A 26,879-nucleotide genomic window follows, 5' to 3' on the forward strand; every position below is an offset into this window, starting at 1 on the left:
CACTGGGACATCTTGGGGAGATTCGCCGTCGAAAATTTGTCTTTTCTTATATATGGACACATTCTTATTAAGACTATGCCTTGCTTCAAAGTTTGACTTTACGCACAGTTTATACTGTTCCGGCACAACATCGTTACATTCCTGTACAAGTTCTGATAAGCCACAAGGAATCCTACAATGGATGAACAACTCAAACAAAGTGCTTTAGATTTTCATCAATTCCCACAACCAGGGAAAATACGGATTACCCCCACCAAACCGCTGGCGACCCAGCGTGATTTGGCGCTGGCCTATTCGCCTGGCGTCGCCGCCCCCTGTCTTGAAATCGCCGCCGATCCCCTGAACGCCTATAAATATACCGCCCGCGGCAATCTGGTGGCGGTGATTTCCAACGGCACCGCGGTGCTGGGGCTGGGCAATATCGGCGCGCTGGCCGGCAAACCGGTGATGGAAGGTAAAGGCGTCCTGTTTAAAAAATTTTCCGGCATAGATGTTTTCGATATCGAGGTGGATGAGATGGACCCCGATAAGCTCATCGATGTCATTGCCGCGCTGGAGCCCACCTTTGGCGGCATCAACCTAGAAGATATCAAAGCGCCCGAATGTTTTTACATCGAGAAAAAACTTCGGGAACGCATGAAGATTCCGGTATTCCACGACGATCAGCACGGTACGGCCATTATCTGTACCGCCGCGGTGCTGAACGGTTTGCGGGTGGTGGAAAAATCCATCAGCGATGTGCGTCTGGTGGTTTCCGGCGCCGGCGCCGCCTCCATTGCCTGTCTCAACCTGCTGGTGGCGCTGGGCCTGAAGCTGCACAATATTATTGTCTGCGATTCCCGCGGCGTGATCTATAAGGGCCGGGAAACGGACATGGCGGAAACCAAAGCCGCTTATGCCATAGAAGATAACGGCATGCGCACCCTGGCGGACGCTATTCACGGCGCCGACATTTTCCTCGGGTGTTCCGGTCCCGGCGTGCTGACCCAGGACATGGTAATAACCATGGGCACCAAACCCCTGATCCTGGCGCTGGCCAATCCGGAACCGGAAATATTGCCGCCGCTGGCCAAGGCAGTGCGTCCGGATGCCATTATCTGCACCGGCCGATCCGACTATCCCAACCAGGTCAATAATGTCCTGTGCTTCCCGTTTATCTTCCGCGGCGCGCTGGATGTGGGCGCCACCACCATTAACGAGGAGATGAAGCTCGCCTGCGTTCATGCTATCGCCGATTTGGCGATGGCTGAACAAAGCGACGTGGTGGCGTCGGCTTATGCGGATCAGGATCTGTCGTTTGGCCCGGAATATCTGATCCCCACCCCCTTCGACCCCCGGTTGATTGTAAAAATCGCCCCGGCGGTAGCGCGGGCGGCGATGGATTCCGGCGTGGCCACCCGGCCTATCGAAGATTTCGATGCTTATGTGGAGAAACTGACGGAATTTGTCTATAAAACCAACCTGTTTATGCGGCCGATCTTTTCCCAGGCGCGCAAACAGCCGAAACGGGTGGTGATGGCGGAGGGCGAAGATGAACGCGTTCTGCATGCCACGCAGGAGCTGGTGACACTGGGTCTGGCAAAGCCGATCTTGATCGGTCGCCCGAGCGTTATTGAAATGCGCCTGAAAAAACTGGGGTTGCATATCGTCGCCGGTACCGATTTCACCGTGGTGAATAACGAATCCGATCCGCGCTTTAAAGAGTATTGGGGCGAGTATTATCAAATCATGAAACGGCGGGGCGTTTCACCGGAACAGGCGCAGCGCGCGTTAATAGGCAACCCGTCGCTGATCGCCGCCATCATGGTGAAACGCGGCGAAGCGGATGCCATGATATGCGGTACCGTCGGCAGTTATCATGAGCATTATAACGTGGTTGAATCGGTGTTCGGCTACCGCGAGGGCGTACATGTCGCCGCGGCGATGAACGCCTTGCTGCTGCCCAGCGGCAATACCTTCCTCACCGATACCTATGTGAATGACGATCCGACACCGGAGCAGCTGGCGGAAATCACCCTGATGGCGGCGGAAACGGTGCGGCGTTTCGGTATTGAACCCAAGGTAGCGCTGTTATCCCATTCCAGCTTCGGCAGTTCCAACGCCCCCGCGGCTTGCAAGATGCGCAAGACCCTTGAACTGGTACGGGAACGTGCGCCCGATTTGGAAATAGACGGGGAAATGCACGGCGACGCGGCGCTGGTGGAAAGCATACGCCATGAGCTGATGCCCGACAGTCCGTTGAAGGGCTCGGCGAATCTGCTGATCATGCCGAACATGGAAGCCGCGCGCATCAGCTACAATCTGCTGCGCGTCTCCTCCTCGGAAGGCGTGACGGTGGGGCCGGTTCTCATGGGCGTGGCGAAACCGGTGCATATCCTGACCCCGGTGGCCTCGGTGCGGCGCATCGTCAATATGGTGGCGCTGGCGGTAGTGGAAGCCCAGACCGAACTGCTGTAAACGGACGACGCTATAAGGCGGTCCGGGCAGGTTTGATGCCCGGACCGCCGGTGCCCGGGACATCAGGCTCGCCCATAAAGGCGCCGCGATGAGTCCGTTATCTCTCAAACGTTGTAGTGATTAGCGACCGCTACAACGCAATTTGCCTACCCTTTTCATTACCGCATTCATTTCGACTCAACAAGTTCAGCCAATATATTTTGAAAATAATGTAATAAAAATAATTAAACTATTATAATGGTGATATTAAAATCAAAGTACAACGTTACTAATATAATAATATATTCTTCAGCTTTGCTTTCGACAGACTATTTTAAACAGCGAAGCGTGTTGAAAGAGTACCTTTCTATATAATGCGTACTAGATCGCAAATATCTCTTTTTATTAAAGCCACAGTAAAAGCAACGTGACATAATTTATTGAGTAATAGCGTATTTATTAACCCGCCGGTCATTCTTTCAGATTGAAAATATTCTTAAGGATTGATATCTATGAGCTTATATAGAAATAGCCAGTCCAGCTGGCCGTCTGCCATTTCGGCATGTCGCGGCAGTAGAATAAAAGGCCCTTGGTTAATCCTGTTGGGGATACTCTGTTTCTTTTCATATATCGCCCTGGCGGATGAAGGCGATTTTGTCTTACCCGGCGAAGCCACGCCGCCGCCAGTCAATCACGAGCTAACCTTATTTCAGAATGTCCGCATCTTCGACGGTAAAAATACCGATCTTTCCGCCCCCTCAAACGTGTTGGTGAAGGACGGCGTCATAGCGCACATCTCCACCGACCCCATTGACGTGGAACAGGCCGACAATGCCCGGGTCATCGCCGGCGACGGGCGCGTGTTGATGCCGGGCCTTATCGATGCGCACTGGCATTCGTTCATGGCGTCGACGCCGCAGATGATGCTGATGACCGCCAGCCCGGATTACCTGCAACTGCGGGCGGCGCGGGAGGCGAGCGATACCCTGATGCGCGGGTTTACCACGGTGCGGGATCTCGGCGGGCCGGTATTCGGCCTCAAGCGCGCCATTGACGAGGGGATGATCGAAGGTCCGCGCATCTACCCGTCCGGGGCCTTTATTTCACAAACTTCCGGCCATGGCGACTTTCGTTTCCCGTTTGAATTGCCTCGTCAGCCGGGCGGCCCATTAAGCTATTCGGAGCGTATAGGCATCGCCGCCATTGCCGATAGCGCGGATGAAGTGCGCCTGCGGGCCAGGGAGCAACTGCGTCAGGGCGCCAGCCAAATCAAGCTGATGGGGGGCGGGGGCGTGGCCTCGCAGTATAATCCCCTCGAATCGGTACAATTCACCGTGCCGGAAATCCGTGCGGCGGTGGAGGCCGCCGGCAACTGGGGCACCTATGTGACGGTACACGCCTATACGCCGGCGGCCATTCGCCAGGCGGTGGAAGCCGGCGCCAAATGCATTGAGCATGGCCAGCTGATGGACGACGCCACCGCCAAATTGCTGGCGGATAAAGGTATATGGCTGAGTATCCAGCCGTTACTCGACGACGAGGACGCTTCTCCGCTGCCGACCGCGCTGTCCCGGCAAAAGGCCCAGTTAGTCTATGCCGGTACCGATAACGCCTATATGCTTGCCATAAAATACCATATCAAGACGGCCTTCGGCACCGATTCGCTGTTCGACCCACGGGTAGCAGGCCGTCAGGGGGCGATTCTGGCTAAGCTGGCGCGCTGGTATACCCCGGCGGGTTTATTGAAGATGGCCACCGGCGACAATGGCGAACTCATGGCATTGTCCGGAAATATCAATCCCTATCCCGGCCGGCTCGGCACGGTAGAGCAAGGCTCGCTGGCGGACCTGCTGCTGGTGGATGGCAATCCCCTGGATAACATCAAACTCATCGAGGATCCGGGCAAAAACTTTGTCGTCATCATGAAGGACGGCCATATCTATAAAGATACTTTGCCGAAATAAGGAAAGAGATTTTTATACAGCGCACCCAAGGTACGGTAAGCCGTTGCCTTCAGGGTAAACAGCTTCCGCCGTGGGCTGGGTAATGCTGTGGGTTAGGCACGGATGGTAGTGCCCATGCGCGGTGACGATGGCCGGATATCGGTGCTTACAAGGGATTCTGGCGCCGGTATAACCGCCGCGGATGGCCGATTTTGCCATAGCGCATCTCAACGCTGAGGAATTCAATTTCCACGCAATATTCCAGATAACGACGGGCGGTGGTTTTGCTTAGTCCGGTCTGGCTGACGATATCGTCAACGGAATGCAGGGTGTCTTGGCCGGTGATAAAAATCTGCCGGATCAGATTGAGGGTATTTTCTTCAATACCTTTGCTCCCCGCCTCCTGGCTGTAGGTTTTGGATTGCAATTGATAAAGAATATCGACGTTTTGCTGATCCACCACCTTAAAGGCGCGTTGTGTTCGGGCAAACTGAATAAACCGTTCCAGAGAATGGCTCAACCGCTTCCAGGATATGGGTTTGAGAATATAATCGAACGCACCGCAGCGGATGGCCTGGCTACAGGTATTCATATCACTGGCGGCGGTGATGAAAATCACTGAACATTCCAAGCCACGCATAAGTTCGCTGTCGATTAATGAGATTCCCTCGCCGTCCGGCAGATAATTATCCAGCAGAATCAGCCGGGGCCGCTTCTGCCGGAGTTGTTCTCGCGCGTCTTTCAAGGTATGTGCTATGCCCACCAGACGAAGCAGTTCATGGTTATCGATAAAATCAGCATGCATCTGTGCCAGTTGGTTTTCATCTTCAACCACCAGCACATCAAAAATTTCGGGTTGCATCATCGAATTCATCCGGGTTAATTGGCGCGGGTAACCTTGCACGATCCTTCATAGGGATAAAAACAGTAAAAACCGTACCATAGGGTTGATTGGTTGAAACTTCAATGGTTCCGCCGGAACGATTGACATAATTGTCCACCAGATGCAGCCCGAGCCCGTGATCGCCGCTGCGTTTAGACGTTATGCCCATATCAAAAATACGTTCCCGCATCGTCGGAGGGATGCCGATGCCCTGATCGGCTATTTCGATCACCATATCACGGGGGGTGCCGACAATGTAGACTTCAACGGGATAATGCTCTCCATCGCGCAACAGCGTTGCCTCAACGGCGTTATCCAGTAGATTACCGACAATTGACATCAGTCCGGTTTCGCACAGACCGGCTGGTATATGTGTCAGGCTACAGGCCGGATCGAACAATAATTCCACGCCTTTTTCCCTCGCGCTGGCAAACTTGCCCAGTAATAAGCCACACAAAGTCGGGGAGCAAAACCGCGCCGAGACAAAATCAAGGATTTCCTGGGCGCTTTCCGATTGGGCTTCAATATAATGTATCGCTTCATCATAGCGCTTCATATGCAATAGCCCGGCGAGGGTGGCGGTCCAATTCAACTGCTCGTGGCGTAAAATGCGTAAATTGTCCGCATAACGCTTGACCTGGCTTAGTTGGATGCTAAGACTATTAATCTCATGCCGATCGCGGAAACTGATCACCCAGCCCTGTAATTTATCCTCCAATAAAATCCGCACGCGACTGGCGATAACCGTGACCTGGTTAAAAAGACAAATTTCATCATGGGTATCGCCGGCCAGCATAGTTTTTTCTTGCAGAAAAGCGATGGGCTTAATTACCGAAGAAAGAAGCTTGCCGCGCAGTTCCCTTGAGGAGGCTTCCAGGGATAATATTGATTTGGCCGCTTGATTGATCTCGGCAACGCGGTATTCTTTGTCGATAGCAATCACGCCTTCAAAGATGGATTCCAGCAGCGCTTTTTGCTGGCGCACTAATAGGCCTATTTCTCGCGGCTCCAGTGAAAACATCTGTTTCTTCATCGTATTGGCAAACCACCAGGAAAAGATGAATAATGCCACCAGCAACATTAACGCCATCAACAGAATATTAATCAATTTCCCGGCACTGAGCATATCTATACGTGTTTTTAAATAACCGATGGAAACAATGCCGATAATGTGATGTTGCTGATCGAATATGGGTGCTTTACTGCGTAAGGATATACCTAATCCGCCGCGTCGAACGGTAATGCTGTCTTTGCCTTGCAATACCTCAGTGTTATCTCCGCCAATCATCGATTTACCAATGCTGCCGGGATAGCCCGAATGATATAAATGCATACCGTGTTCATCGCCGATAACAATATAACTGGCATCGCTGCGTTCCGCCAATTCACTCACCAGGGCGGCAATGGCGGCGGTATCCTGGATTTTGACCGCCTCGATCAGCGAAGGGATCATGGCAATTTCCCGCGACTGAACCTGGGCGCGGGCACCCAGTTCTGCGTAAAGCTGCTTGTCCAAGTCGTGGTAATAATAAATGCCTATCAGCAATAGCAATAATGAAAAGAAAAGAATCAGGCTGATAAATAATTTTAAATGGAAAGAAACTTTTGTGCGCATAATAAATATAGCCATCAGGCAAACGTATTGCTTATTAGCAATCTTATCATGATTAAAATCAGCTGTAAGGGCGCTAAACCTAAAGTGTGATCTCAACCACAACCGACGGGGGATATCACCGGCAAACGCTAGCCTGTTGTTAAAGACCCAACCTACATATTTCCCACTTTTCATTAACACGCCATATTTTGTGGAATAAAAACCATTAAAACCATAAAATCCATTGAAACCATATAACCCATAAAGATTCTATCAAGATAAATTGCACCATTGCCATGACCATGAAATAATAAAATCCATTAAAATCTTTAAGACCTTTAAAATAACGGTTTAAATTTGAATTCAGTCACATAAATAACGTCAGCCGTTTTTTAGTATTCCAGCACTTATTTTATATACCCTAAATAATTCGAGTTGCAGGAAGGCGGCGACACAGCGAATCCCCAGGAGCTTACTCAAGTAAGTGACTGGGGTGAGCGAGGAAAGCCAACGCACCTGCAGCTTGAAGTATGACGGGTATAAAGGGGCTGATTATGAGCACGACAGACGATAGCTATATTTCTGCAGCTGAGCCGGCAGCGGTGAAAAAAATTTCCCTCAAGGAAAAATGGTGGCACATCCTTGATAACTGGAAAATCGGTATCATTCCATTACCGTTATTTTTCCTGGCCGCCATTCTGATCGGTATTGATTGTCTCAGCGGTAAATTACCCAACGATATCGTGGTGATGGTCGCGACACTGGCATTTTTTGGTTTTGCCTGCGGTGAAATCGGCAAGCGCCTGCCGGTGGTGGGCAAAATGGGCGCGGCGGCTATCTGCGCCACGTTTATTCCCTCAGCTATGGTGTATTACGGTTGGTTGCCCGATGTGGTGGTGACGGCCACCACCAGTTTTTATAAATCGACGAACATTCTTTATCTCTATATCTGCTGCATTATCGTCGGCAGCATCATGAGCATGGACCGGCGCACGTTGATTCAAGGTTTTTTGCGGATCTTTTTTCCAATGTTTTGCGGCGAGGTAGTCGGCATGCTGGTGGGCATGGGCGTTGGACTGTCCCTCGGCCTGCCGCCGTTTCAAATCTTCTTCTTTCTTATTCTGCCGATTATGGCCGGCGGGGTGGGAGAGGGCGCCATACCGCTCTCCATTGGTTATGCCGCGTTGCTGCATATGGAGCAGGGCGTAGTGCTGGGGCGGATATTGCCGGTGGTAATGCTCGGCGGATTGACCGCCATAATCATTGCCGGCTGCCTGAATCGGCTGGGTAAGCGCTATCCCCATTTGACCGGCGAAGGCAAGCTGATGCCGGCTAAATACCCGGGCCAGAACGAGCCGGCCGCCGCGCTCACCAGCGTGCTTAGCGGTAAGACCGATGTAACCGCTATCGCCGCCGGGGCGCTGCTGGCGGTGCTGCTCTATATGCTGGGTATGCTGGGTTATAAATTAATCGGCCTGCCTGCTCCCGTGGGCATGCTGTTTATCGCGGTCCTGATCAAATTGGCCCACGGCGTTTCTCCCCGCATGCTGGCTGGTTCCCAGGTGGTGTATAAATTTTTCCAGACCTCGGTAACCTACCCGATTCTGTTTGCCGTCGGCGTTGCCATTACCCCCTGGCAGGAACTGGTGAATGCGTTCACCCTCGCCAATTTGCTGGTGATCGTCAGCACCGTCTGCACCCTGGTGGGTACCGGCTATCTGGTGGGTAAAAAAATCGGTATGCATCCCATCGACGTGGCCATCGTGTCCTGTTGCCAAAGCGGCCAGGGCGGCACTGGCGATGTGGCTATTCTGACCGCCGGCAACCGGATGGAGCTTATGCCGTTTGCCCAGATTGCCACCCGTATCGGCGGTGCGATAAACGTATCGGTTTCCCTGTTGGTCTTGGGCAACTTTTTACTTTGAAATCCGGTTTTTTTGAAATCCGGTTTTTTTGAAACCCGGCTGCGCACGCTGGCCAAGAATGATTCGCCGGCGAATCCAGGTTAGGTCGCCGGGTTGATAAGAATGTTTATTCAGGAAAATGTATGAAACTCGCAAGTTATGTTTATCAGGGCGGCAAGAGCTACGGCATCGTGGTGGCGGGCGGCCTGATTGATTTAGGCCGCCGTCTCGCCCCGCGCTATCCGGATCTTAAAACCCTCTTGGCCGGCGATGCCTTATCCGAGGCCAGTGAACTGTGCAATCAGCCGGCAGATGTGGCGATGGATGAGGTGACATTCCTGCCGGTGATTGAAAATCCGGAGAAAATCTTATGTGTTGGTATGAACTATGCCGAAAAGCGTAAAGAATTTGACGAGATGAATCCGGCGCCGACGCTTTTCGTTCGCTTCGCCGATTCCCAAACCGGTCACGGAATGCCTATTGTCAAACCCCGCCTTTCTGCCGAATTTGATTACGAAGGCGAACTGGCGGTGATTATCGGCCGGGCGGGACATGATATTCCCGCTTCGCAGGCATTGTCTCATGTCGCAGGGTATAGCTGCTATATGGATGGTTCGGCGCGGGACTGGCAGCATAACTGGTTCACAGCCGGAAAAAATTGGCGACAAACCGGCGCGTTCGGGCCTTATCTCACCACTGCCGATGAAGTCCCCAATCCCCATGATCTGAATATCCGTACCTGGTTAAACGGCCGCATGGTGCAAAACGACAATACCGGCAGCATGGTCCACAGTATTGCCGCACTGATTGAATACATAAGCACCTTCACCCAGCTACACGCCGGCGATGTGATTATTACCGGTTCACCGGGCGGCGTCGGCAAGAAGCGCACCCCGCCGCTGTTCATGAATAGCGGCGATTGCATTGAAGTGGAAATCGAAAAAATCGGTCATTTGAGCAATATGATTGTGGATGCGGTTGATTATTCACTGCCCGGGTCGTCCCATGCCGCCGCGTAGTTTAAACGTGTCCGGGATCATCGCCGATACCCGGGATTCGAGCCAAAGGGTAAGCGTTATGTATGATTTGGACGCGTTTGAATTTGCCGTGCTGCCGGTGAAAAGCGTCGCTTGCGGCCTAAACGAAGGGCGCATCCCAATGGAAAGCGGCCCGGATGACGTGCGCACCTTGCTGGGAGGAGACAGCCTGGATGAGGTGCGCGCATTGCTGGATATCAGCGGTCTGGGCATGGACGCGGATATCGATTGTTTCGTGGTGGCCCACCATGGGCGGCAGTTGGCGGGCTGCGCCGGCATAGCCGGCAACACCATCAAATGCGTCGCGGTGGCGGAGGATTACCGGGGGGATAATCTGAGCGCCCGCCTGGTGGGGGAGGTGGAAAACCTGGCGTTACGGCTAGGGCATTCCCACTTATTCTTGTATACCCGCCCGTCCAATATCGCCCTGTTCAAGGGCTGCGGCTTTTATCCACTGGCGCAATGGGACCAGGTGGCGGTTCTTATGGAAAACACGCCGGTGGGCATTACGCTTTATTGCCGCACGCTGGCACAACAGCGTCATTCCGGCGCCCGCATCGGCGGGATGGTCATGAATGCCAATCCTTTCACCCTGGGGCACGCCTATCTGGCGGAGCAGGCCTCCGCGCTCTGCGACTGGGTGCATATCTTCGTGGTGCGGGAGGATGTCTCGCTTTTTTCCTATACCGAACGTCTGGAAATGGTGCGCCAGGGCGTGGCGCATCTCACTAATGTTACGGTGCATCACGGGTCGGATTATCTCATTTCGCGGGCGACGTTCCCCGGCTATTTTTTACGGGATACACAGCTCGTGAGCCAAACCTACAGCGCCATCGATCTGTTGATTTTTCGTCAATATATCGCCCCGGCCCTCGGTATTACCCATCGCTTTGTCGGTACCGAGCCCTATTGTCCGGTGACGGAACAATACAATCGCGATATGCGGGTATGGTTGGAAGAGCCCGGGCGCTCTGCTTTGCCGCCGGTGTCGGTGGTGGAGATTCCCCGCAAATGTCAATCCTCAGGCTGGGCGATTTCCGCCTCGGAAGTGCGGGCCTTGTTAAAGGAAAGGCAGATGTCGTCTATCCGGGAAATCGTGCCGCCTTGTACTTTTGCCTTTTTAACGTCACATCACCGGTCGGAATGTGCGTAACCGAATTTTTTTGTCAGGACAGTCATTATGAAGATAGTTAAAGAATCCTTGGCCGGCACCTTCGAATCCAGCGATCTGCTGGTAAAAATCGCCCCGGCCGACGGTGAGCTGAACGTTGTGGTGAATAGCGAGGTAATAAAACAGTTCGGCATACAAATCCGCCAGGTCATTGATCAGACGCTGGCGGCCATGGGCATCACGGAAGGGTTGATCATTATCGACGATAAAGGGGCGTTGGATTGCGTGATACGCGCCCGGTTACAAACCGCGGTATTACGGGCCGCCGGGGCGGAAGAAATTGTATGGGACAGCATGTTATGAAAAAACTTCGTCGCAGTATGTTGTTCATTCCCGGCTCCAATGCCGCCATGTTGTCCACCGCATTTATCTACCGTCCCGATTCGATCATGTTCGATCTGGAAGATGCCGTTTCGCTGCGGGAAAAGGACAGTGCCCGGATTTTGGTATTTCATGCGCTGCAACACCCCATGTACCGGGACATTGAAACCGTGGTGCGCATCAACCCGCTCAATACGCCGTTCGGCCTGAAGGATTTGGAGGCGGTGGTGAGGGCCGGGGCGGATGTGGTGCGGTTGCCGAAAACCGACAGCCCGGAGGATATACATGAGCTGGAAACCCATATTGAACGTATCGAACGGGCATGCGGCCGGGAGGTGGGTTCCACCCGCACCATGGCCGCCATTGAATCGGCCATCGGCGTAATCAACGCGGTGGCGATTGCCCGCTGTTCCCCCAGGCTTATCGGTATTGCCCTGGCGGCATTTGATTATGTCATGGATATGCAAACTGAACGGGGCGACGGCACCGAACTTTTCTACGCCCGCTGCGCGGTGCTGCACGCGGCACGTGCCGCCGGCATCGACGCTTTCGACGTGGTCTATGCCGATATCAACGACGAGGCCGGCTTCCTGCGGGAAGTGGAACTGGTGCGTAAAATGGGTTTCAACGGTAAATCATTGATTAACCCGCGCCAGATTGAACTGCTGCATAACGCCTATGCGCCGACCCAGGAAGCGGTGGACTACGCCCGGCGGGTGATCGCCGCCGCCGAGGACGGAGAGCGTAAAGGCCTGGGGGTCATATCGTTAAACGGCAAAATGATTGACGGCCCGATTATTAATCATGCCCAGGTGGTATTGGAACGTGCCCGGGCTTCCGGCGTGCGCCGGTAACGGTTTAGGTTAATAAAAGACAGGATGACCTAATGAGTGATTTTTTAGATAATTTACAGGCACAACATCGGCATCTCGGGCACCTGGTGCCGTTCAGCCATGCATGCAGTACCACTCCCTGGCTGGCGGACACGCTGGCCAAACATCAGCGCAAGCTCTGCGACGGTCTGGAACAGGCCATTGAACGCAGCGGCCTGCGTGACGGTATGACCATCTCGTTCCACCATGCCTTTCGGGAAGGGGATATTGTCATTAACCGGGTGGTGGAGACGCTGGCCCGTTTGGGATTTAAAAACCTGACGCTGGCGTCCAGCTCGCTGATGACGTGCAATGACGCCTTAATCGAGCCGATCCGGGCGGGCGTCATTACCCGCATCTATACGTCGGGCATGCGCGGCAAACTGGCGGACGCCATTTCCCATGGCCTGATGCAAGAGCCGGTTCAGATTCATTCCCACGGCGGACGGGTGAAACTGCTGCAGGACGGCGAACTCAAGATCGACGTGGCGTTTCTCGGCGTGCCGTGCAGCGATGAGTTCGGTAATGCCAATGGCAGCCATGGCCAATCCTGCTGCGGTTCCCTGGGCTATGCCATGGTGGACGCTCGTTTTGCCCGTAAGGTGGTATTGCTGACCGAAGCCCTGGTGCCATTTCCCAATATGCCCGCCAGTCTGGTGCAGGATCAGGTTGATTATATCGTCAAGGTGGATCAGGTGGGGGATCCGGCCAAAATCAGCGTGGGCGCGGCGCGTGTCACCAGTAATCCCCGTGAGCTGATGATTGCCCGTACCGCCGCCGAGGTCATTGAGCACTCCGGCTATTTCGTCGATGGATTCTCCCTGCAAACCGGTACGGGGGCGTCGGCCACCGCCTGTACCCGTTTCATGGCGGAAAAGATGGAACGGCGCCATATCAAGGCCCGTTTTGCGCTGGGGGGCATCACCGGCAGCATTGTCGATCTGCACGAGAAAGGCCTGATCGATACCCTGCTCGATACCCAATCCTTTGACAGCCAGGCCGCGCAGTCGCTGCAACATAACCCGCGCCATATCGAAATTTCCACCAATGTCTATGCCAATCCCGCGGCCAAGGCGGCCTGCTGTGATCAGTTGGATATCGTTATCCTCAGCGCGCTGGAAATCGATGTGCATTTTAATGTTAACGTCATTACCGGTTCTGACGGCGTAATGCGCGGCGCCTCGGGCGGGCATTGCGATGTGGCCGCCGCGGCCAATCTGACCATTGTGGTGGCCCCCCTGACGCGCAGCCGTATTCCTACCGTGGTGCGTCAGGTGACGACACTGGTGACGCCGGGTGAAAGCATTGACGTTCTGGTGACCGATCAGGGGATCGCCGTCAATCCGGCGCGGCCGGAGGTGCGCCAGCGGTTGGAAGCGGCCGGTCTCGAGGTGCTGGATATAGAACAGCTCTATCAGCGGGCGGTGGCGCTGACCGGGGAACCAAAACCCATCGAGTTTGCCTCGAGGATTGTCGGTGTGGTGCGTTACCGGGACGGCAGCGTTATTGATGTGGTGCGCCAGGTAAAAGAGGATGACTAGGTGACCCAGACCGAAGATATCAGCATTGACGTTACGCTGGATCAACTGCTGGCGGCGAAGGAGCGCCGCGCCGAGCGGCAAAGGGCGTGGCTTGACCGTTACGGCCGGCCGCTGATTTCACTGACCCTGGTGACGCCGGGGCCGGTGAAGGATTCTGCTGCTTACCGGCAGGTAATGGGGGAAGCCATTAACGTTTGCCAGCGGATGTTGACCGGTCGTGGCTGGCCGGTAGCGGCGCGGCAGGCCTTTTGGCTGCCCACGGGACCGGAAGCGTTTTGGGCGGTGGAGCAAGGGGCGGAGGAAATAAAAGCCGCCACGGTGGCGCTGGAACAGGGGCATCCTCTCGGCCGTCTCTGGGATATGGATGTCATTTCGGTCCATGACGGCATTATCGGACGAAGTTTCCTCCGACAAGCCGGACGCCGCTGTCTTGTCTGCGACCAGCCCGCTCATGCCTGCGGGCGATCCCGCAGGCATCCGTTGCCTCAGTTGATGACTAAAATAAACGATCTGCTGGAGGCCTATTTTGTTCGCGATGAAAGCTGAAGCGCTGCGTGGCGACGCCGATACCGATCTTGGGGTGATGGAACGGTTGGCCGCCGCCGCATTGCGAGAGGAAGTGCTGTTGACCCCCAAACCGGGGCTGGTGGATCAATCGAATACCGGTGCGCATCTGGATATGGATTTACCGCTGTTCAAACGCAGCATAGCGGCGATAGTCCCCTGGTTCAGCCGCTTTACCGCCCTTGGCTATCATTATGCCGCGCTTCCGGCCGGGGAGATAATGACCCGCATACGCCCGGTGGGCCTGGCCTGCGAGCAGGCGATGTTTGCCGCTACCGGCGGCGTCAATACCCACAAAGGCGGGGTTTTCTCCCTCGGGTTATTATGTACCGCAGCCGGACGACTGTCGGGGCGATTACAGCCGTTAACCCGCGAGGGATTGTGTGACGAAGTGGCCGCGATGTGCGCCCGCCTGGTGACGACAGAGCTGGCGGGTTGCAGGCGGGCGGCCACGGTGGGTGAGCATCTGTTCCAGCGTTATGGAATGACCGGCGCGCGCGGGGAGGCGGTGAGCGGGTTCGCCACCGTGCGCCGGTACGCTTTACCGGCTTGGGATCGGCTCAAGGCAGACGGTGCCGACGATCGTATCATTATGCTGCACTGCCTGTTACTGCTCATGGCCTATAATCCCGATACCAATCTGGTCTCTCGCGGCGGTCTGCCCGGCCTGAATTACGTTCAGCGCTACGCCCGGCGCTTATTGACTTGCGGCTGGGATCTTAGCGGGCTGCGGCAGATGGATGAGGCGCTGATAGCTTTTCATCTCAGCCCCGGCGGCAGCGCGGATTTGCTGGCGGTGTCCTATGTGCTGGCGCATCTGCCCCTATGAATGCATATGGCCCGACGCGTCGCTGCGGGCTTTCACCCGACGGGGCATCATCGGCATGTTCCGACGGGCGGCCCGCTGCGTTGACCGTTCTGCTGGTGCCGGGCATTCAGGATAGCGGACCGGAACATTGGCAAACCTGCTGGCAGCAACGGCATCCGCACTGGTTGCGCATCACACAGCGCAATTGGCTCGAACCGGATTTGGACGGCTGGGTGGCGGCGATTCGGCGCGAGCTTGGGAAACAGCACTTTCCTTTACTGTTGATCGGTCACAGCTTCGGTGCGCTCTCATCGTTGTATTTCGCCAGCCGGTTCCCCACCGAGGTGGCCGGCGTGGTGCTGGTGGCACCGGCCGAACCCGTGCGTTTCGAGATTGAAGATCGTATCCTGGCAACCCCTTTACCGGTGCCGAGCCTGCTGTTCGCCAGCCATAACGACCCCTTACTGGCGTTCAGCCGCGCCCGTTATTGGGCTGATTGCTGGGGCAGTGAACTGGTGGACGTCGGCGACGCGGGGCACATCAACGCCCAATCGGGTTTCGGCGCCTGGCCCCATGGTTTGCAACTTATCGACCTGTTCAGCCGCAAACTGAGTCCCCACCCTGCCAGCGGCTCATTATAAATTTGCTTACAATCCGCCTTCCGCAAATCAGCCCTGCCTCTATCAATTAATCTTAGGGTTCACCACAGGTATGCCATAATCAATGCAGTTTGGGTTATGCGTCGCTAAAGCAACGGAGAAAAATAATGAGTAAAAGCAACGATCATCAGCCGGATCATGATCCGGAACATCCCTACTCGGGTAAAGACTACGATCAGACCCTGCATTTACTGCAAATTGAGCTGGTCAAACTGCAACGGGAGATTATCGCCTCCAACGATCAAATCCTGGTGATTTTTGAAGGGCGTGACGCGGCGGGCAAAGACGGCATCATCAAAACCATTTCCCAGCACCTCAGCCCCCGTGAATTTCGTATCGTCGCCCTGGGCAAGCCTTCCGAGCGGGATCGCGCCGAATGGTACTTCCAGCGATATGTGGCGGAGTTGCCGGCGGCGCAGGAGATGGTGCTGTTCAACCGCAGCTGGTATAACCGCGCCGGCGTCGAGCGGGTGATGGGTTTTTGCAGCGATAAAGAGTATGAGCTGTTTATGAATACGGTAACGGATTTTGAACAGTTGCTGGTGGATTCCGGGATTAAAATCATCAAATACTATCTTGATATCAGCAAGCACGAGCAAAAAGAGCGCCTGGAGGCCCGGCTTACCGATCCCCTTAAGCAATGGAAAATCAGCCCCATCGACGAGCAGGCCACCAAACAGTGGAAGCAATACAGTAATGCCCGTAATGAAATGCTGATCCGTTCCCATACCCCCAACACGCCCTGGGTTATCGTGCATACCGATGACAAACACGAAGCCAGGATTAACATTCTGCGCGATGTGCTGGGACGGCTTAACTATAAAGGCAAGGACAAAAAACTGGCCCTGCCGGATCCTGAAGTGGTCTTCGCCTTTGATACCGTCTGCATAGAAAACGGCCGCCTGGCGCCGTAGCCCTCGTTTTAAATAGTGATATATCTTTTAGGAAACCCGCAGGATTGATGCATACTAAGCGCTTTTCTGCGGGCGTCTCGGGATTGTGACGTTTACCGCCTCTTATTATTCGGATCGTGCAGCAAAACCTATGAGCACAGAACATAAACAGTCGTTATCTGTGGCAACACTGGCGGCCATCGGCGTGGTTTACGGTGATATCGGCACCAGCCCTCTTTATACCTTACGGGAGTGTTTTTCCGGCAATTATGGTTTTACCGTCCGCCCGGACACGGTATTTGGTTTTCTTTCGCTGATTTTCTGGATGCTGATTCTCATTGTTTCGCTGAAATATCTGGTGTACGTAATGCGGGCCGATCACGCCGGCGAAGGCGGTATCATGACGCTGATGTCCCTGGCCGGCCGCAATACGCCGGCGCGCACGGCGGTAGTGATTATGGTGCTCGGGCTGATAGGCAGCGGTTTTTTTTATGGCGACGTGGTGATTACCCCGGCCATTTCGGTGATATCCGCCATTGAGGGATTGGTGATTGTCGCGCCCTCATACTCGGGTTATATCGTTCCCGTCTCCATTGCCGTCATAACTTTGTTGTTCATGATTCAAAAACACGGCACCGGCAGCGTCGGCAAGCTTTTTGCGCCGGTGATGCTGGTGTGGTTCCTGACGCTGGCGCTGATGGGCGCCCGGAGCATCCTGTCCTATCCGGCCGTTTTGCAGGCGATGAATCCGGAATGGGCAGTGCATTTTTTCATCGAATATAAAAAAATGTCTTTCTTCGCCCTTGGGGCGGTGGTGCTGTCCATTACCGGCGTGGAAGCGCTGTATGCCGATATGGGCCACTTCGGCAAACACCCCATCCAGCTGGCCTGGTTCGTGGTGGTGCTGCCGTCGCTGGTGCTTAACTATTTCGGCCAGGGCGCGCTGCTGTTGAAGGACCCGTCAACCATCATCAATCCGTTCTTTTTATTGGCCCCCGGCTGGGCATTGATCCCGCTGCTGATCTTGTCGGCCCTGGCGACGATTATCGCTTCCCAAGCGGTAATTTCCGGCGTGTTTTCCCTCACCCGCCAGGCGGTGCGCCTGGGGTACCTGCCGCCGATGCGCATTATCCACACCTCGGCCGAGGAATCAGGGCAGATTTATGTCCCCACCATTAACTGGATACTGTACGTCGCCGTGGTGCTGGTCATTGCCTTTGCCAAACACTCCAGCAATCTGGCGGCGGCTTACGGTATCGCCGTCACCGGCACCATGCTGTTAACCAGCCTGCTGGTGACCTGGGTGGCGGTGAATACCTGGCACTGGAACCGGATCATGGTGGGATTGATATTGGTGGTGCTGCTGATTATCGATGTGCCGATGTTCTCCGCCAATGCCCTGAAGCTCTTTTCCGGCGGCTGGTTGCCGCTGACGCTGGGGTTGGTGATGTTTATCGTCATGACCACCTGGAATACCGAGCGTTTCCGGCTGGCGCGCAAATTGCACTCTCACGGCAACTCCCTGGAGGCGATGATAGCCTCGCTTGAGAAAAACCCGCCGGTGCGCGTTCAGGGCACCGCGGTGTTTATGTCCCACAGCATCAATATCATTCCCTTTGCCCTGCTGCATAACCTGAAACATAACAAGATGCTGCATGAGCGGGTCATCCTGCTGACGGTGCGCACCGAGCACGCCCCCTATGTGCATAACGTTCGCCGCGTGACCATCGAGCAGCTCTCTCCCACCTTCTGGCGGGTGGTGGCCCGCTACGGCTGGCTGGAAGCGCCGAATATGCTGGAAATATTCCACCGCTGCGGTCTGGAAGGCTTGCCCTGCCAAATCATGGAAACCTCGTTTTTCATGTCCCACGAATCGTTAATCCTCACCAAGCGGCCCTGGTATCTCTTCCTGCGGGGCAAGCTGTTTATCACCTTAAGCCGCAATGCCCTGCGGGTGGCGGATGAGTATGAAATCCCTCCCAACCGGGTTATCGAATTGGGTACGCAGGTGGAAATCTAGCGGCCGATTTTCTCCTCGGGCGGCATGCAAGGCGCCGTCCGGCGTGTTATTGTCATAAGGTATCCATCGCCCCGGCCGTGTCTGGCGGAGCGTGATCCCATAGCCTATTCAAGAGGATAATTCATGACAGATTCCGTTTACGACATTCCGGTTAAAAAAATCGACGGCACACCCGCCAGCCTGGCGGACTATCGCGGCAAAGCGCTGCTGGTGGTTAACGTCGCCTCCAAATGCGGCCTGACGCCGCAATATGAAGCGCTGGAAAAACTTTATCAGGACCGGCATCCTCAGGGACTGGAAGTGCTGGGTTTCCCGGCTAATAACTTCAAGGGCCAGGAACCGGGCAGCGACACCGAGATCAGTCAGTTTTGCTCGCTGACCTACGATGTGCATTTTCCGCTGTTTTCGAAAATTTCGGTGCTGGGAGAAGATCAGCATCCGCTGTACGGCAAATTAACCGCGGCGCAGCCGGACGCCATCGGGGAAGGGCCGTTTCGCGAACGATTGAAAGGTTACGGTGTCGATCCCGTCAACCGCCAGGATGTGTTATGGAATTTTGAAAAATTCCTCATCAACCGGCAGGGGGAGATAGTGGCGCGCTTCGCGCCGGACGTCACCGCCGACGATCCGCGTTTGCTGGCGGCCATTGATAAAGCGCTGGCATAAAACCTTTACCGCCGGCCATTGATAAAATGCCGGCGTAACCCATTCATCCACCGGCGTCCGGCGGACGGTTATTTGGCGGAAGAACGCGCGGTGGAAGGGGGGGGCGCCGGCAGCGGAAGCTTTATGGCACCCAGGCCGGTATGCTAAAATCGGCAAGATGCGATTTTCCCCGGGCGTCGGATGAATAAGGCTTCATAGATGATTACCATGCAGGATGTTGCCAAAAAAGCGGGCGTTTCCAAGTCCACGGTATCCCGTGTCCTGGCGGGTAATAACTATGTCAAAGAGAGCACTCGCCTGCGGGTGTCCAATGCCATCGAAGAGTCCGGTTATCGTCCCAATCTGGTGGCCCGCAGCCTGGCCACGCAAAATTCACAAAGCATCGGCCTGATTGTCACCAACTCCATTTTCAACGGACCTTATTTCAGCGAGCTGTTATATCAAACCGCTAAAATGACCGAGAGCTACGGCCGGCAGCTGATCCTGGTGGACGGGAAGCACAGTGCGGAAAGCGAGCTGGAATCCATACAATTTTTGCTGGATCGCCGCTGCGATGCGGTGATTATCTACCCGCGTTTCCTGGGTGAAAATGAGCTGATGGCGGTTATCCGCCAACACGATATCCCCTTTCTCGTCATTAACCGCGATCTGCCGCTGGCACGGCAGCACTGCGTGTTCGCCACCCATCGGGCCAATGCCCGCCAGGCGGTAAATTATCTCATTGAGCAGGGGCACCGTGATATTGCCTTTATCAGCGGCGCGGAGGGTTCTCCCACCGCCGCCGCCCGCCACCAGGGTTACCGGCAGGCGTTGGCGGCGAAAGGCATCCCGTTGAATGAGGCGCTGAGGGTGTCGGGGCGCTGGTCATTGAGCAGCGGTTATGACGCCTGCGTTGAACTGTTGCGGCGCCCGGCGGGTTTTAGCGCGCTGGTGTGCAGCAACGACGATATGGCCATCGGCGCCGCCAAGGCGCTGCGGGAGCAAGGCAAGGCCATTCCAGGGGATATCTCCATGGTGAGTTTTGACGATATTCCCATGGCGTCCTACTTCAATCCGCCCCTCACCACCGTTCATGTGCCGGTGGCGGAAATGATCAAAAGCGCGCTGAATCAGGTGGTGGATGTGCTGGACGGCAAGCCGGTGTCGCCTCTCAAACCCTTTAGCGGCGAGCTGATGATCCGCGATTCGGTTTTGCCCGGACCGTACGCCGTCTTGAACCCAAAAAAAACGCCGGTGGGACATCTTTAGTATCCCGCCGGCGCGGCGATGGTGATATCCGCCATACTTCCCGTTGCGGGTGCGTTGGCTTGTTACCCGGCTCATTCATGAGCCCTTGCACATGATTAATAGTCAATGTCCGTATCCAGACGCTCCCCATTGGTATTGATGACTCGCCGGTACCAGTAAAAACTCTTTTTCGGATAGCGGGCCAGGTCCTTCAGGTCGTGCTCATCACGATTGACATAAATAAAGCCGTAGCGTTTGCTGATGCCCTGATGCGTGCTCACCAGATCAATGGCCGACCAGGGACAGTAGCCGAAAAGTTGGACGCCGTCGGTGATAGCCAGCCGCAGTTGCCGGATATGGGCGCTGAGATAATCGATACGGTAATCGTCATGGACTTTGTTATCCGTCGTCAGCCGGTCATATGCGCCGAGGCCGTTTTCAGTGATGATTAGCGGCAACCGGTAACGCTCGTAAATTTCCCGACAGGTGACCCGGAATCCGACCGGGTCGATATACCAGCCGAATTCATTGTGCTCCAGAAAGGCATTATCAGCGCCTATATACACCGATTTATCGATACCGGGAAGCTGCTGGTCCTCTACGTCGCGAGGGTTCCCGCCCCGGGCGCCACCGGCACGATCGGCGGCCACCGTGGTGGAGGCATAATAGTTGAACGCGATGAAATCGGGACGGCCACGTTGCAATAGCGTCATCTCCGCGTCGGTTATCTCGGGCAGATAATTCTTTTCCCGCATAAAGCTCCAGGCCACCGCGTTATAACGGCCGAAACAGGCCAAATCCAAATAAAGCCAGTTGCGAATTGAGGAGAAATTATTGGCGGCAATCACATCGTCCGGCCTGGAGCTGGCGGGGTAGACACAGGAAATATTCGGCGCAGGGCCGATTTTGGCCTGGGGCAGCATCTCGTGGCAGGCAATCATTGCCCTGGCCTGAGCCAGCATCATATGGTGGTTTTGCTGATAAAGGGTTTTTTGCGGATTGGCGGTGCCCGGCGGCAGCGTGCCGATGACATCCCCCTTCAGGATCATCATATTCTGTTCGTTTATGGTCAGCCAATAGTTAACCTGGTTGCCGTAGAGTTCAAAGGCGGTACGGGCGAAACGCTCGAAGGCGTCGACAGTATGGGGGTTCGACCAGCCCCCTTGCTGTTGCAATGCCCAGGGTAAATCGAAATGGTACAGCGTCACCAGCGGCTCAATGCCGTGACGGCGGATTTCGTCAATCAAGCGCCGGTAAAATGCCACGCCTTTGAAATTCAATTCGCCGTCGCCGGTGGGGAACAAGCGGCTCCAGGCAATGGAAAACCGGTAGGTTTTAAGTCCCAGTTCAGCAAACAGGGCGATATCGCCGGCAAAATGATGATAATGATCGCTGGTAACGGTAAAGTCGCTGAGTTCCGGTGGAAACGTGGCCCGGTCGATGACCGACGGGCCTTTGCCATCTTGATCCCAGGCGCCTTCCACCTGGTACGCCGAGGTGGATGCGCCCCACAGGAATCCCTGTGGAAACGGCGCCAATGTTTGGTAATGCATAATACTACCCCTCTGTGTTTCCGGTATGCCCGTCATACTTCACATTGCAGGTGCGTTGGCAATACTCAGCCACTCACCGGGCTTCGTCCCTCTGGCCGCTGCAAGCAGCGTTCAAATCCGCTCCAGGCGGATTTGTCCCGCGTCGGCGCCTTCAGATCACGGATTTTGCCCATTGGCCCCGCACGGGTGCCTAATGGCGTCAATTTCGCGATACAGGGCGATAATTTCTTCAATCAATTCCCGGCAAAGCATGGCGTTCATCAGGTGATCCTGGGCGTGGACCATGATCAGGTTCACCGGGATTTTGCCCATGCCCTGGTCGGCGCCAATCAACAGGGTCTGGATACGGTGGGCCCGGCGGGCGGCCTCGGAAGCGGCGGCCAATAACGCATCAGCCTTTAACCACTCCCGGTTGCGGGCGGCGCGCAGGGCCTCCATCGATTCGGAACGCGCTTCGCCGGCATGGATAATCAACTCCATCACCGTGCTTTCCATATCCATTGCCGTTACCTCGCTCATGGCTATGCCTCCTGGGCCTGGGTCTGTGGCAGCGGCTCTTCCTGCGCCAGCAACTGCCGCTCGTAGATTTTAAAGAAGGGGTAATAAATCAGCGTGGAGACGGCCACCAGCACCACCACCAGAAAGGCGGCGCGGATATCCCAGCCGGTGGACCAGGCGGCGCCGATGGGGGCCGGGGTTGTCCAGGGCACCACCGAAATCACCCGGCCCACCATGTCGGTACGGGTGGCGATATAGGCCAGGGTGCCGTTAACCAGCGGCGCGGTAATAAACGGGATGAACAGGGTGGGATTCATCACCACCGGCGAGCCGAAAATCACCGGCTCGTTAATGTTGAAAATGCAGGGCACCATGCTGAGCTTGCCGATGGAGCGCAAATGGGCGGAACGGCTGCGTAAATAGAGCCCCACCAGTCCCATGGTGGACCCCGAGCCGCCAATCACGATGAAAAACAGCCAGAACGGTTCGATAAAAATATGGGTCAGCGGCAGGCCGGCGGTGAGTTCCTGCTGATTGACACCCAGATTGGTCAGCCAGAAAGCCTGCAAAACGCCGCCGACGATCACCGCGCCATGAATGCCGGCAAACCACAGCAGATGGCAGATTAACACTGAGAGTAAAATGGCCGGCAGCGTATCGGCTGCGGAGACAATCGGCTGGAACAGCGCCATAATCGCTTGGGGCAGCAGCAAATTAAATTGCCATTGGATAAACAGGCTTAACGGGTAGAGGGTAAAAAATATTGCCAGCACCGGAATCAATAAATCAAATGACTGTTTTATTTTCGGGGGCACCTGTTCGGGCAAATGGATGCCGATGTGCCGCACTTCCAGAAAATGAATCAGCTCGGTGGTATAAATCCCCACTAATATGGCAGTAAATATACCTGTGCCCCCCAGGGAGGACACCGGCAACATCTTATCATTGGTCTGCGGCGCCGCCACCACCAGGAAGGACATTAACGACAGCAGGGCGGCCATGAAACCGTTCATCTTATAGCTGGTGGCTAAATTATAAGAAATCGCGGCGGCGATAAACACCGACATAATACCCATGGTCATGTTATAAGGCATCAGGATAACGTTTTCATATTGCTGCGCCATCCGCAGCCACCATTGGGCAAAAGACCAACTGCTGGTGGTAGAGAAGGGGGGGTGAGCAAACACCAGCATAAAGGAACCGACAATCAAAAATGGCATTGCGGAAATAAACCCATCCCGAATAGCCATGACATGCCGTTGACTGGATAATCTCCCCGCTATTGGACTAATGGTATTTTCAATAACGCCGAATACCTTTTCGCTTATTCCAGACATGGTTATCTCCTAGGCATTAAGCAGCGCCAGAGTATCGTTTAATATTTTTTCGCCGTTCATCATGCCATAGTCCATGCTGTTAATGACGGCTATGGGCTTATGCTGTTCATCGGCGATTATTTTAAAATCTTTGAGTTTATATTTAATTTGCGGTCCCAACAGATAACAATCGTAATGGGGAAACTCCGCGGCGAACTCTTCCAGTCCCACCGCGTTGATTTCCACCTCGATTCCTTTTGATTCAGCGGCTTTTTGCATTTTTCTCACCACCATGCTGGTGGACATGCCGGCGGCGCAACATAAGAGAATTCTTTTCATAACACGAACCTTGTGATGGGTGGTCTGGCAGCAGTATGACCCGAGGGCAGGAATTTCTGCAACCGGTTTCAGAAACCGGTTGCAGTTTTGTGATGACGGTCAATTCCTGTTCTAAGTCAGGTTTTTGGCGGATTTCTGATCCAGAGAAATCAAGTCTGTAAGCTGGGTTGAAGAATTCAGGGCATAAGGCGTTCAAGATATGGTCAAGTCATACATACATCTGAATCTTTGCCGAGAGGTCAACCGTGTCTCGAACCATTATGTTAATCCCCACCGGCACTCATGTGGGACTGACCAGCGTCAGCCTCGGCGTGATCCGGGCCATAGAGCGAAAGGGCGTGCGCCTGAGCGTATATAAACCTATCGCCCAGCGGCGCGACGGCGCCAGTATGCCGGATCAAACCACGGCCATCATTCGGGCCAATTCCGGTATTCCCGCCGCGCAACCGCTGTCGATGGACTATGTGGAAACCTTGTTAAGCAGCAATCGCCGCGATGTCTTGATGGAGGAAATTGTCGCCCGCTATCACGAAAACCGGCGGGATGCGGAGGTGGTGCTGATTGAAGGATTGATGCTGACCCGTCGCCATCAATTCGCCAATGGGCTGAATTACGACATTGCCCGGGCGCTGAATGCGGAGATGGTGTTTGTCACCACCCTCGGCGCCGATTCCCCGGCGCAGCTGAAGGCGCGGCTGGAATTGGCCTGCGCCGGTTTCGGCGGCTGTCAAAATAAAAATATCGCCGGGGTGATCATCAATAAATGGCATGCCCCGGTGGATGATCAGGGCCGTACCCGTCCCGACCTGTCGGAATTGTACGATGCCGCCAACCAGCGGGATGACGTCGCCGCCGATACCCGCCCGTTGTTTGCCCATAGCCCATTGAAGGTGTTGGGCTGTATCCCGTGGAATTTTGAGCTGATAGCCACCCGCGCCGTGGATATGGCCGGGCATCTCCATGCCGAAATCGTGAATGCCGGAGACTTACAGACGCGCCGGGTGCAGTCCGTGACCTTCTGCGCCCGCGGTTTGGCCAATATGGCCCAGCATTTTCGCGCCGGCGCGCTGTTGGTCACCTGTGCGGATCGCCCCGAAGTGCTGGTGGCGGCCTGTCTGGCCGCCATGAACGGGGTCGCCATTGGCGCCGTCCTGCTCACCGGCGGTTTTCCCATCCCTCCGGCCATCGCCACGCTGTGCGAACGCGCGTTCCAAACCGGTTTGCCGGTTATGATGGTGAACACCAATACCTGGCAGACGTCCCTCAATCTGCAAAGCTTCAATCTCGAAGTGCCGGCGGACGATCGTCTGCGGGTGGAAAAAGTGGAGGATTATCTGGCCGGATATATCGACAGCGGGTGGATTGATTCCCTCAGCGCCGCCTCGGAGCGTTCCCGGCGCCTTTCGCCGCCGGCGTTCCGTTATGCCCTGACCGAGCGGGCGCGGCGGGCCGGCAAGCGTATCGTGCTACCGGAGGGGGATGAGCCGCGTACCATCAAGGCCGCCGCCATCTGCGCCGAACGGGGCATTGCCCATTGCGTTCTGCTGGGCAATCCCGACGATATCCGTCGGGTGGCCGCCGCCCAAGGCGTTGTTCTGGGGGATAATCTGGAATTACAGGATCCGGTTGTGCTGCGTGAACGCTACCTGGCGCGGCTGGTGGAACTGCGTAAAAATAAAGGCATGACCGAAGTGGTGGCGCGAGAGCAATTGGAAGACAACGTCATGCTCGGCACAATGATGCTGGAGGGGGGCGAGGTGGACGGATTGGTGTCCGGCGCGGTACATACCACCGCCAATACCCTGCGCCCGGCGTTGCAGCTGATTAAACCGGCCCCGGGCAGTTCGCTGGTTTCGTCGATATTTTTCATGTTGTTGCCGGAGCAGGTGCTGGTTTACGGCGACTGCGCCATCAATCCCGACCCCGACGCCGAACAGCTGTCCGAAATCGCCATTCAGTCCGCCGACTCGGCCGCCGCCTTCGGCATCGAGCCGCGGGTGGCGATGATGTCATACTCCACCGGCACGTCAGGCACCGGCAGCGATGTGGATAAAGTGCGTGAAGCCACCGAGCGGGTGCGGCGTAAACGCCCGGATCTGGTGATTGACGGCCCGTTGCAATATGATGCCGCCATTATGGCCGACGTGGCGCGGACCAAAGCACCTGACTCACCGGTGGCGGGTCGGGCCACGGTCTTTATTTTCCCGGATCTGAATACCGGCAATACCACGTATAAGGCGGTACAGCGTTCAGCCGATCTGGTTTCCATCGGGCCGATGCTGCAAGGACTGCGCAAACCGGTGAATGACCTGTCCCGCGGCGCCCTGGTGGACGACATCATTTACACTATTGCTCTGACCGCTATTCAGGCCGTTGAGTCGTTGGCGACGGAAAAGTAATTGCTTTTTTTGTCATTATGCCGGGACCTGAACTCCCGGCATCTTCAGGTCAAATAAAGAACAATAATAATCAATGCATTACTATGCCATTGCCTCCATTTAATGAAATGGTCCGGGGATAAAAATATCCTGTGCAATATTATTTCCTGACTATACTCTTAGGGTCAGCCTGAATAAGTGCTCATTCCGGTATATCGACTTGAACGTTATTTAGAAAGATATCTCGGGAACAGTT

General features: G+C 55.1%; 22 protein-coding genes. 16 read left to right on the plus strand and 6 right to left on the minus strand.

Features of this window, described 5'->3' with window-relative positions; translation table 11 throughout:
• Positions 1 to 177 precede the first annotated feature (177 nt).
• Positions 178 to 2,457, plus strand: a complete 2,280-nt coding sequence (maeB, locus tag HB631_RS01020; protein WP_213989298.1) for an NADP-dependent malic enzyme — start codon at positions 178 to 180, stop codon at positions 2,455 to 2,457.
• 491 nt (positions 2,458 to 2,948) lie between these two features.
• Positions 2,949 to 4,400, plus strand: coding sequence for an amidohydrolase family protein (locus HB631_RS01025; RefSeq protein WP_213989299.1), 1,452 nt, complete (start codon positions 2,949 to 2,951; stop codon positions 4,398 to 4,400).
• Between the two features lie 145 nt (positions 4,401 to 4,545).
• Here HB631_RS01025 and HB631_RS01030 read toward each other — a convergent pair whose 3' ends face one another.
• Positions 4,546 to 5,244 carry a response regulator gene (locus HB631_RS01030; RefSeq protein ID WP_213989300.1) on the minus strand — a complete coding sequence of 233 codons (699 nt, stop codon included), beginning with the start codon at positions 5,242 to 5,244 and terminating at the stop codon, positions 4,546 to 4,548.
• Positions 5,222 to 6,877, minus strand: coding sequence for a sensor histidine kinase (locus HB631_RS01035; protein ID WP_213989301.1), 1,656 nt, complete (start codon positions 6,875 to 6,877; stop codon positions 5,222 to 5,224). Before HB631_RS01035 ends, HB631_RS01030 begins: the two co-directional genes overlap by 23 nt.
• A gap of 533 nt (positions 6,878 to 7,410) precedes the next feature.
• On the opposite strand from HB631_RS01035, the gene HB631_RS01040 reads away from it, so the two are divergent.
• The 13 genes from HB631_RS01040 (at position 7,411) to HB631_RS01100 (ending at position 20,560) form a co-directional block, all read left to right on the plus strand.
• Positions 7,411 to 8,781: a 2-hydroxycarboxylate transporter family protein gene (locus tag HB631_RS01040; RefSeq protein ID WP_213989302.1), complete on the plus strand. Its 1,371-nt coding sequence runs from the start codon at positions 7,411 to 7,413 to the stop codon at positions 8,779 to 8,781.
• Positions 8,782 to 8,903: 122 nt separating this feature from the next.
• Positions 8,904 to 9,779, plus strand: a complete 876-nt coding sequence (locus tag HB631_RS01045) for a fumarylacetoacetate hydrolase family protein (protein ID WP_213989303.1) — start codon at positions 8,904 to 8,906, stop codon at positions 9,777 to 9,779.
• 139 nt (positions 9,780 to 9,918) lie between these two features.
• Positions 9,919 to 10,950 carry a [citrate (pro-3S)-lyase] ligase gene (gene citC / locus HB631_RS01050; protein ID WP_213989685.1) on the plus strand — a complete coding sequence of 344 codons (1,032 nt, stop codon included), beginning with the start codon at positions 9,919 to 9,921 and terminating at the stop codon, positions 10,948 to 10,950.
• Positions 10,951 to 10,977: 27 nt separating this feature from the next.
• Positions 10,978 to 11,271: a citrate lyase acyl carrier protein gene (gene citD, locus HB631_RS01055; protein WP_213989304.1), complete on the plus strand. Its 294-nt coding sequence runs from the start codon at positions 10,978 to 10,980 to the stop codon at positions 11,269 to 11,271.
• Positions 11,268 to 12,143: a citrate (pro-3S)-lyase subunit beta gene (gene citE, locus HB631_RS01060; protein WP_213989305.1), complete on the plus strand. Its 876-nt coding sequence runs from the start codon at positions 11,268 to 11,270 to the stop codon at positions 12,141 to 12,143. The genes citD and citE overlap by 4 nt, the downstream gene beginning before the upstream one ends.
• A gap of 32 nt (positions 12,144 to 12,175) precedes the next feature.
• Positions 12,176 to 13,702 carry a citrate lyase subunit alpha gene (gene citF / locus HB631_RS01065; protein WP_213989306.1) on the plus strand — a complete coding sequence of 509 codons (1,527 nt, stop codon included), beginning with the start codon at positions 12,176 to 12,178 and terminating at the stop codon, positions 13,700 to 13,702.
• On the plus strand, positions 13,703 to 14,248 hold the full coding sequence (citX, locus tag HB631_RS01070; RefSeq protein ID WP_213989307.1) for a citrate lyase holo-[acyl-carrier protein] synthase: 546 nt from the start codon (positions 13,703 to 13,705) through the stop codon (positions 14,246 to 14,248). It abuts the gene before it with no gap.
• 37 nt (positions 14,249 to 14,285) lie between these two features.
• Complete coding sequence (gene citG, locus HB631_RS01075) at positions 14,286 to 15,095, plus strand: triphosphoribosyl-dephospho-CoA synthase CitG (RefSeq protein WP_213989686.1); 810 nt, start codon at positions 14,286 to 14,288, stop codon at positions 15,093 to 15,095.
• Complete coding sequence (locus HB631_RS01080) at positions 15,092 to 15,715, plus strand: alpha/beta hydrolase (protein WP_213989308.1); 624 nt, start codon at positions 15,092 to 15,094, stop codon at positions 15,713 to 15,715. Before citG ends, HB631_RS01080 begins: the two co-directional genes overlap by 4 nt.
• 125 nt (positions 15,716 to 15,840) lie before the next feature.
• A complete protein-coding gene (gene ppk2, locus HB631_RS01085) occupies positions 15,841 to 16,647 on the plus strand; it encodes a polyphosphate kinase 2 (protein WP_213989309.1) in 807 nt (268 codons plus the stop codon).
• A gap of 130 nt (positions 16,648 to 16,777) precedes the next feature.
• Complete coding sequence (gene kup / locus HB631_RS01090) at positions 16,778 to 18,646, plus strand: low affinity potassium transporter Kup (RefSeq protein ID WP_213989310.1); 1,869 nt, start codon at positions 16,778 to 16,780, stop codon at positions 18,644 to 18,646.
• A gap of 123 nt (positions 18,647 to 18,769) precedes the next feature.
• A complete protein-coding gene (btuE, locus tag HB631_RS01095; protein ID WP_213989311.1) occupies positions 18,770 to 19,312 on the plus strand; it encodes a glutathione peroxidase in 543 nt (180 codons plus the stop codon).
• Between the two features lie 198 nt (positions 19,313 to 19,510).
• A complete protein-coding gene (locus HB631_RS01100; protein WP_213989312.1) occupies positions 19,511 to 20,560 on the plus strand; it encodes a LacI family DNA-binding transcriptional regulator in 1,050 nt (349 codons plus the stop codon).
• Between the two features lie 95 nt (positions 20,561 to 20,655).
• Here the strand turns inward: HB631_RS01100 and HB631_RS01105 are convergent, their stop codons facing one another.
• The 4 genes from HB631_RS01105 to HB631_RS01120 form a co-directional block, all read right to left on the minus strand.
• Positions 20,656 to 22,092 carry a glycoside hydrolase family 1 protein gene (locus HB631_RS01105; RefSeq protein WP_213989313.1) on the minus strand — a complete coding sequence of 479 codons (1,437 nt, stop codon included), beginning with the start codon at positions 22,090 to 22,092 and terminating at the stop codon, positions 20,656 to 20,658.
• Between the two features lie 156 nt (positions 22,093 to 22,248).
• Positions 22,249 to 22,593 (minus strand): PTS lactose/cellobiose transporter subunit IIA, encoded by a 345-nt coding sequence (locus HB631_RS01110; RefSeq protein ID WP_213989687.1) that lies wholly within the window; start codon positions 22,591 to 22,593, stop codon positions 22,249 to 22,251.
• Between the two features lie 20 nt (positions 22,594 to 22,613).
• Positions 22,614 to 23,927, minus strand: coding sequence for a PTS sugar transporter subunit IIC (locus HB631_RS01115; RefSeq protein WP_213989314.1), 1,314 nt, complete (start codon positions 23,925 to 23,927; stop codon positions 22,614 to 22,616).
• Positions 23,928 to 23,936: 9 nt separating this feature from the next.
• Positions 23,937 to 24,245 carry a PTS sugar transporter subunit IIB gene (locus HB631_RS01120; RefSeq protein ID WP_213989315.1) on the minus strand — a complete coding sequence of 103 codons (309 nt, stop codon included), beginning with the start codon at positions 24,243 to 24,245 and terminating at the stop codon, positions 23,937 to 23,939.
• Positions 24,246 to 24,490: 245 nt separating this feature from the next.
• Here HB631_RS01120 and pta point away from each other — a divergent pair, with 245 nt between their 5' ends.
• The gene (pta, locus tag HB631_RS01125; RefSeq protein ID WP_213989316.1) at positions 24,491 to 26,644 is read left to right on the plus strand and encodes a phosphate acetyltransferase; all 2,154 of its coding nucleotides are present in this window, start codon (positions 24,491 to 24,493) and stop codon (positions 26,642 to 26,644) included.
• Positions 26,645 to 26,879: the final 235 nt, after the last annotated feature.

Source organism: Sodalis sp. dw_96 (genome assembly GCF_018449575.1).
Classification (GTDB): Bacteria; Pseudomonadota; Gammaproteobacteria; order Enterobacterales; family Enterobacteriaceae; genus Acerihabitans.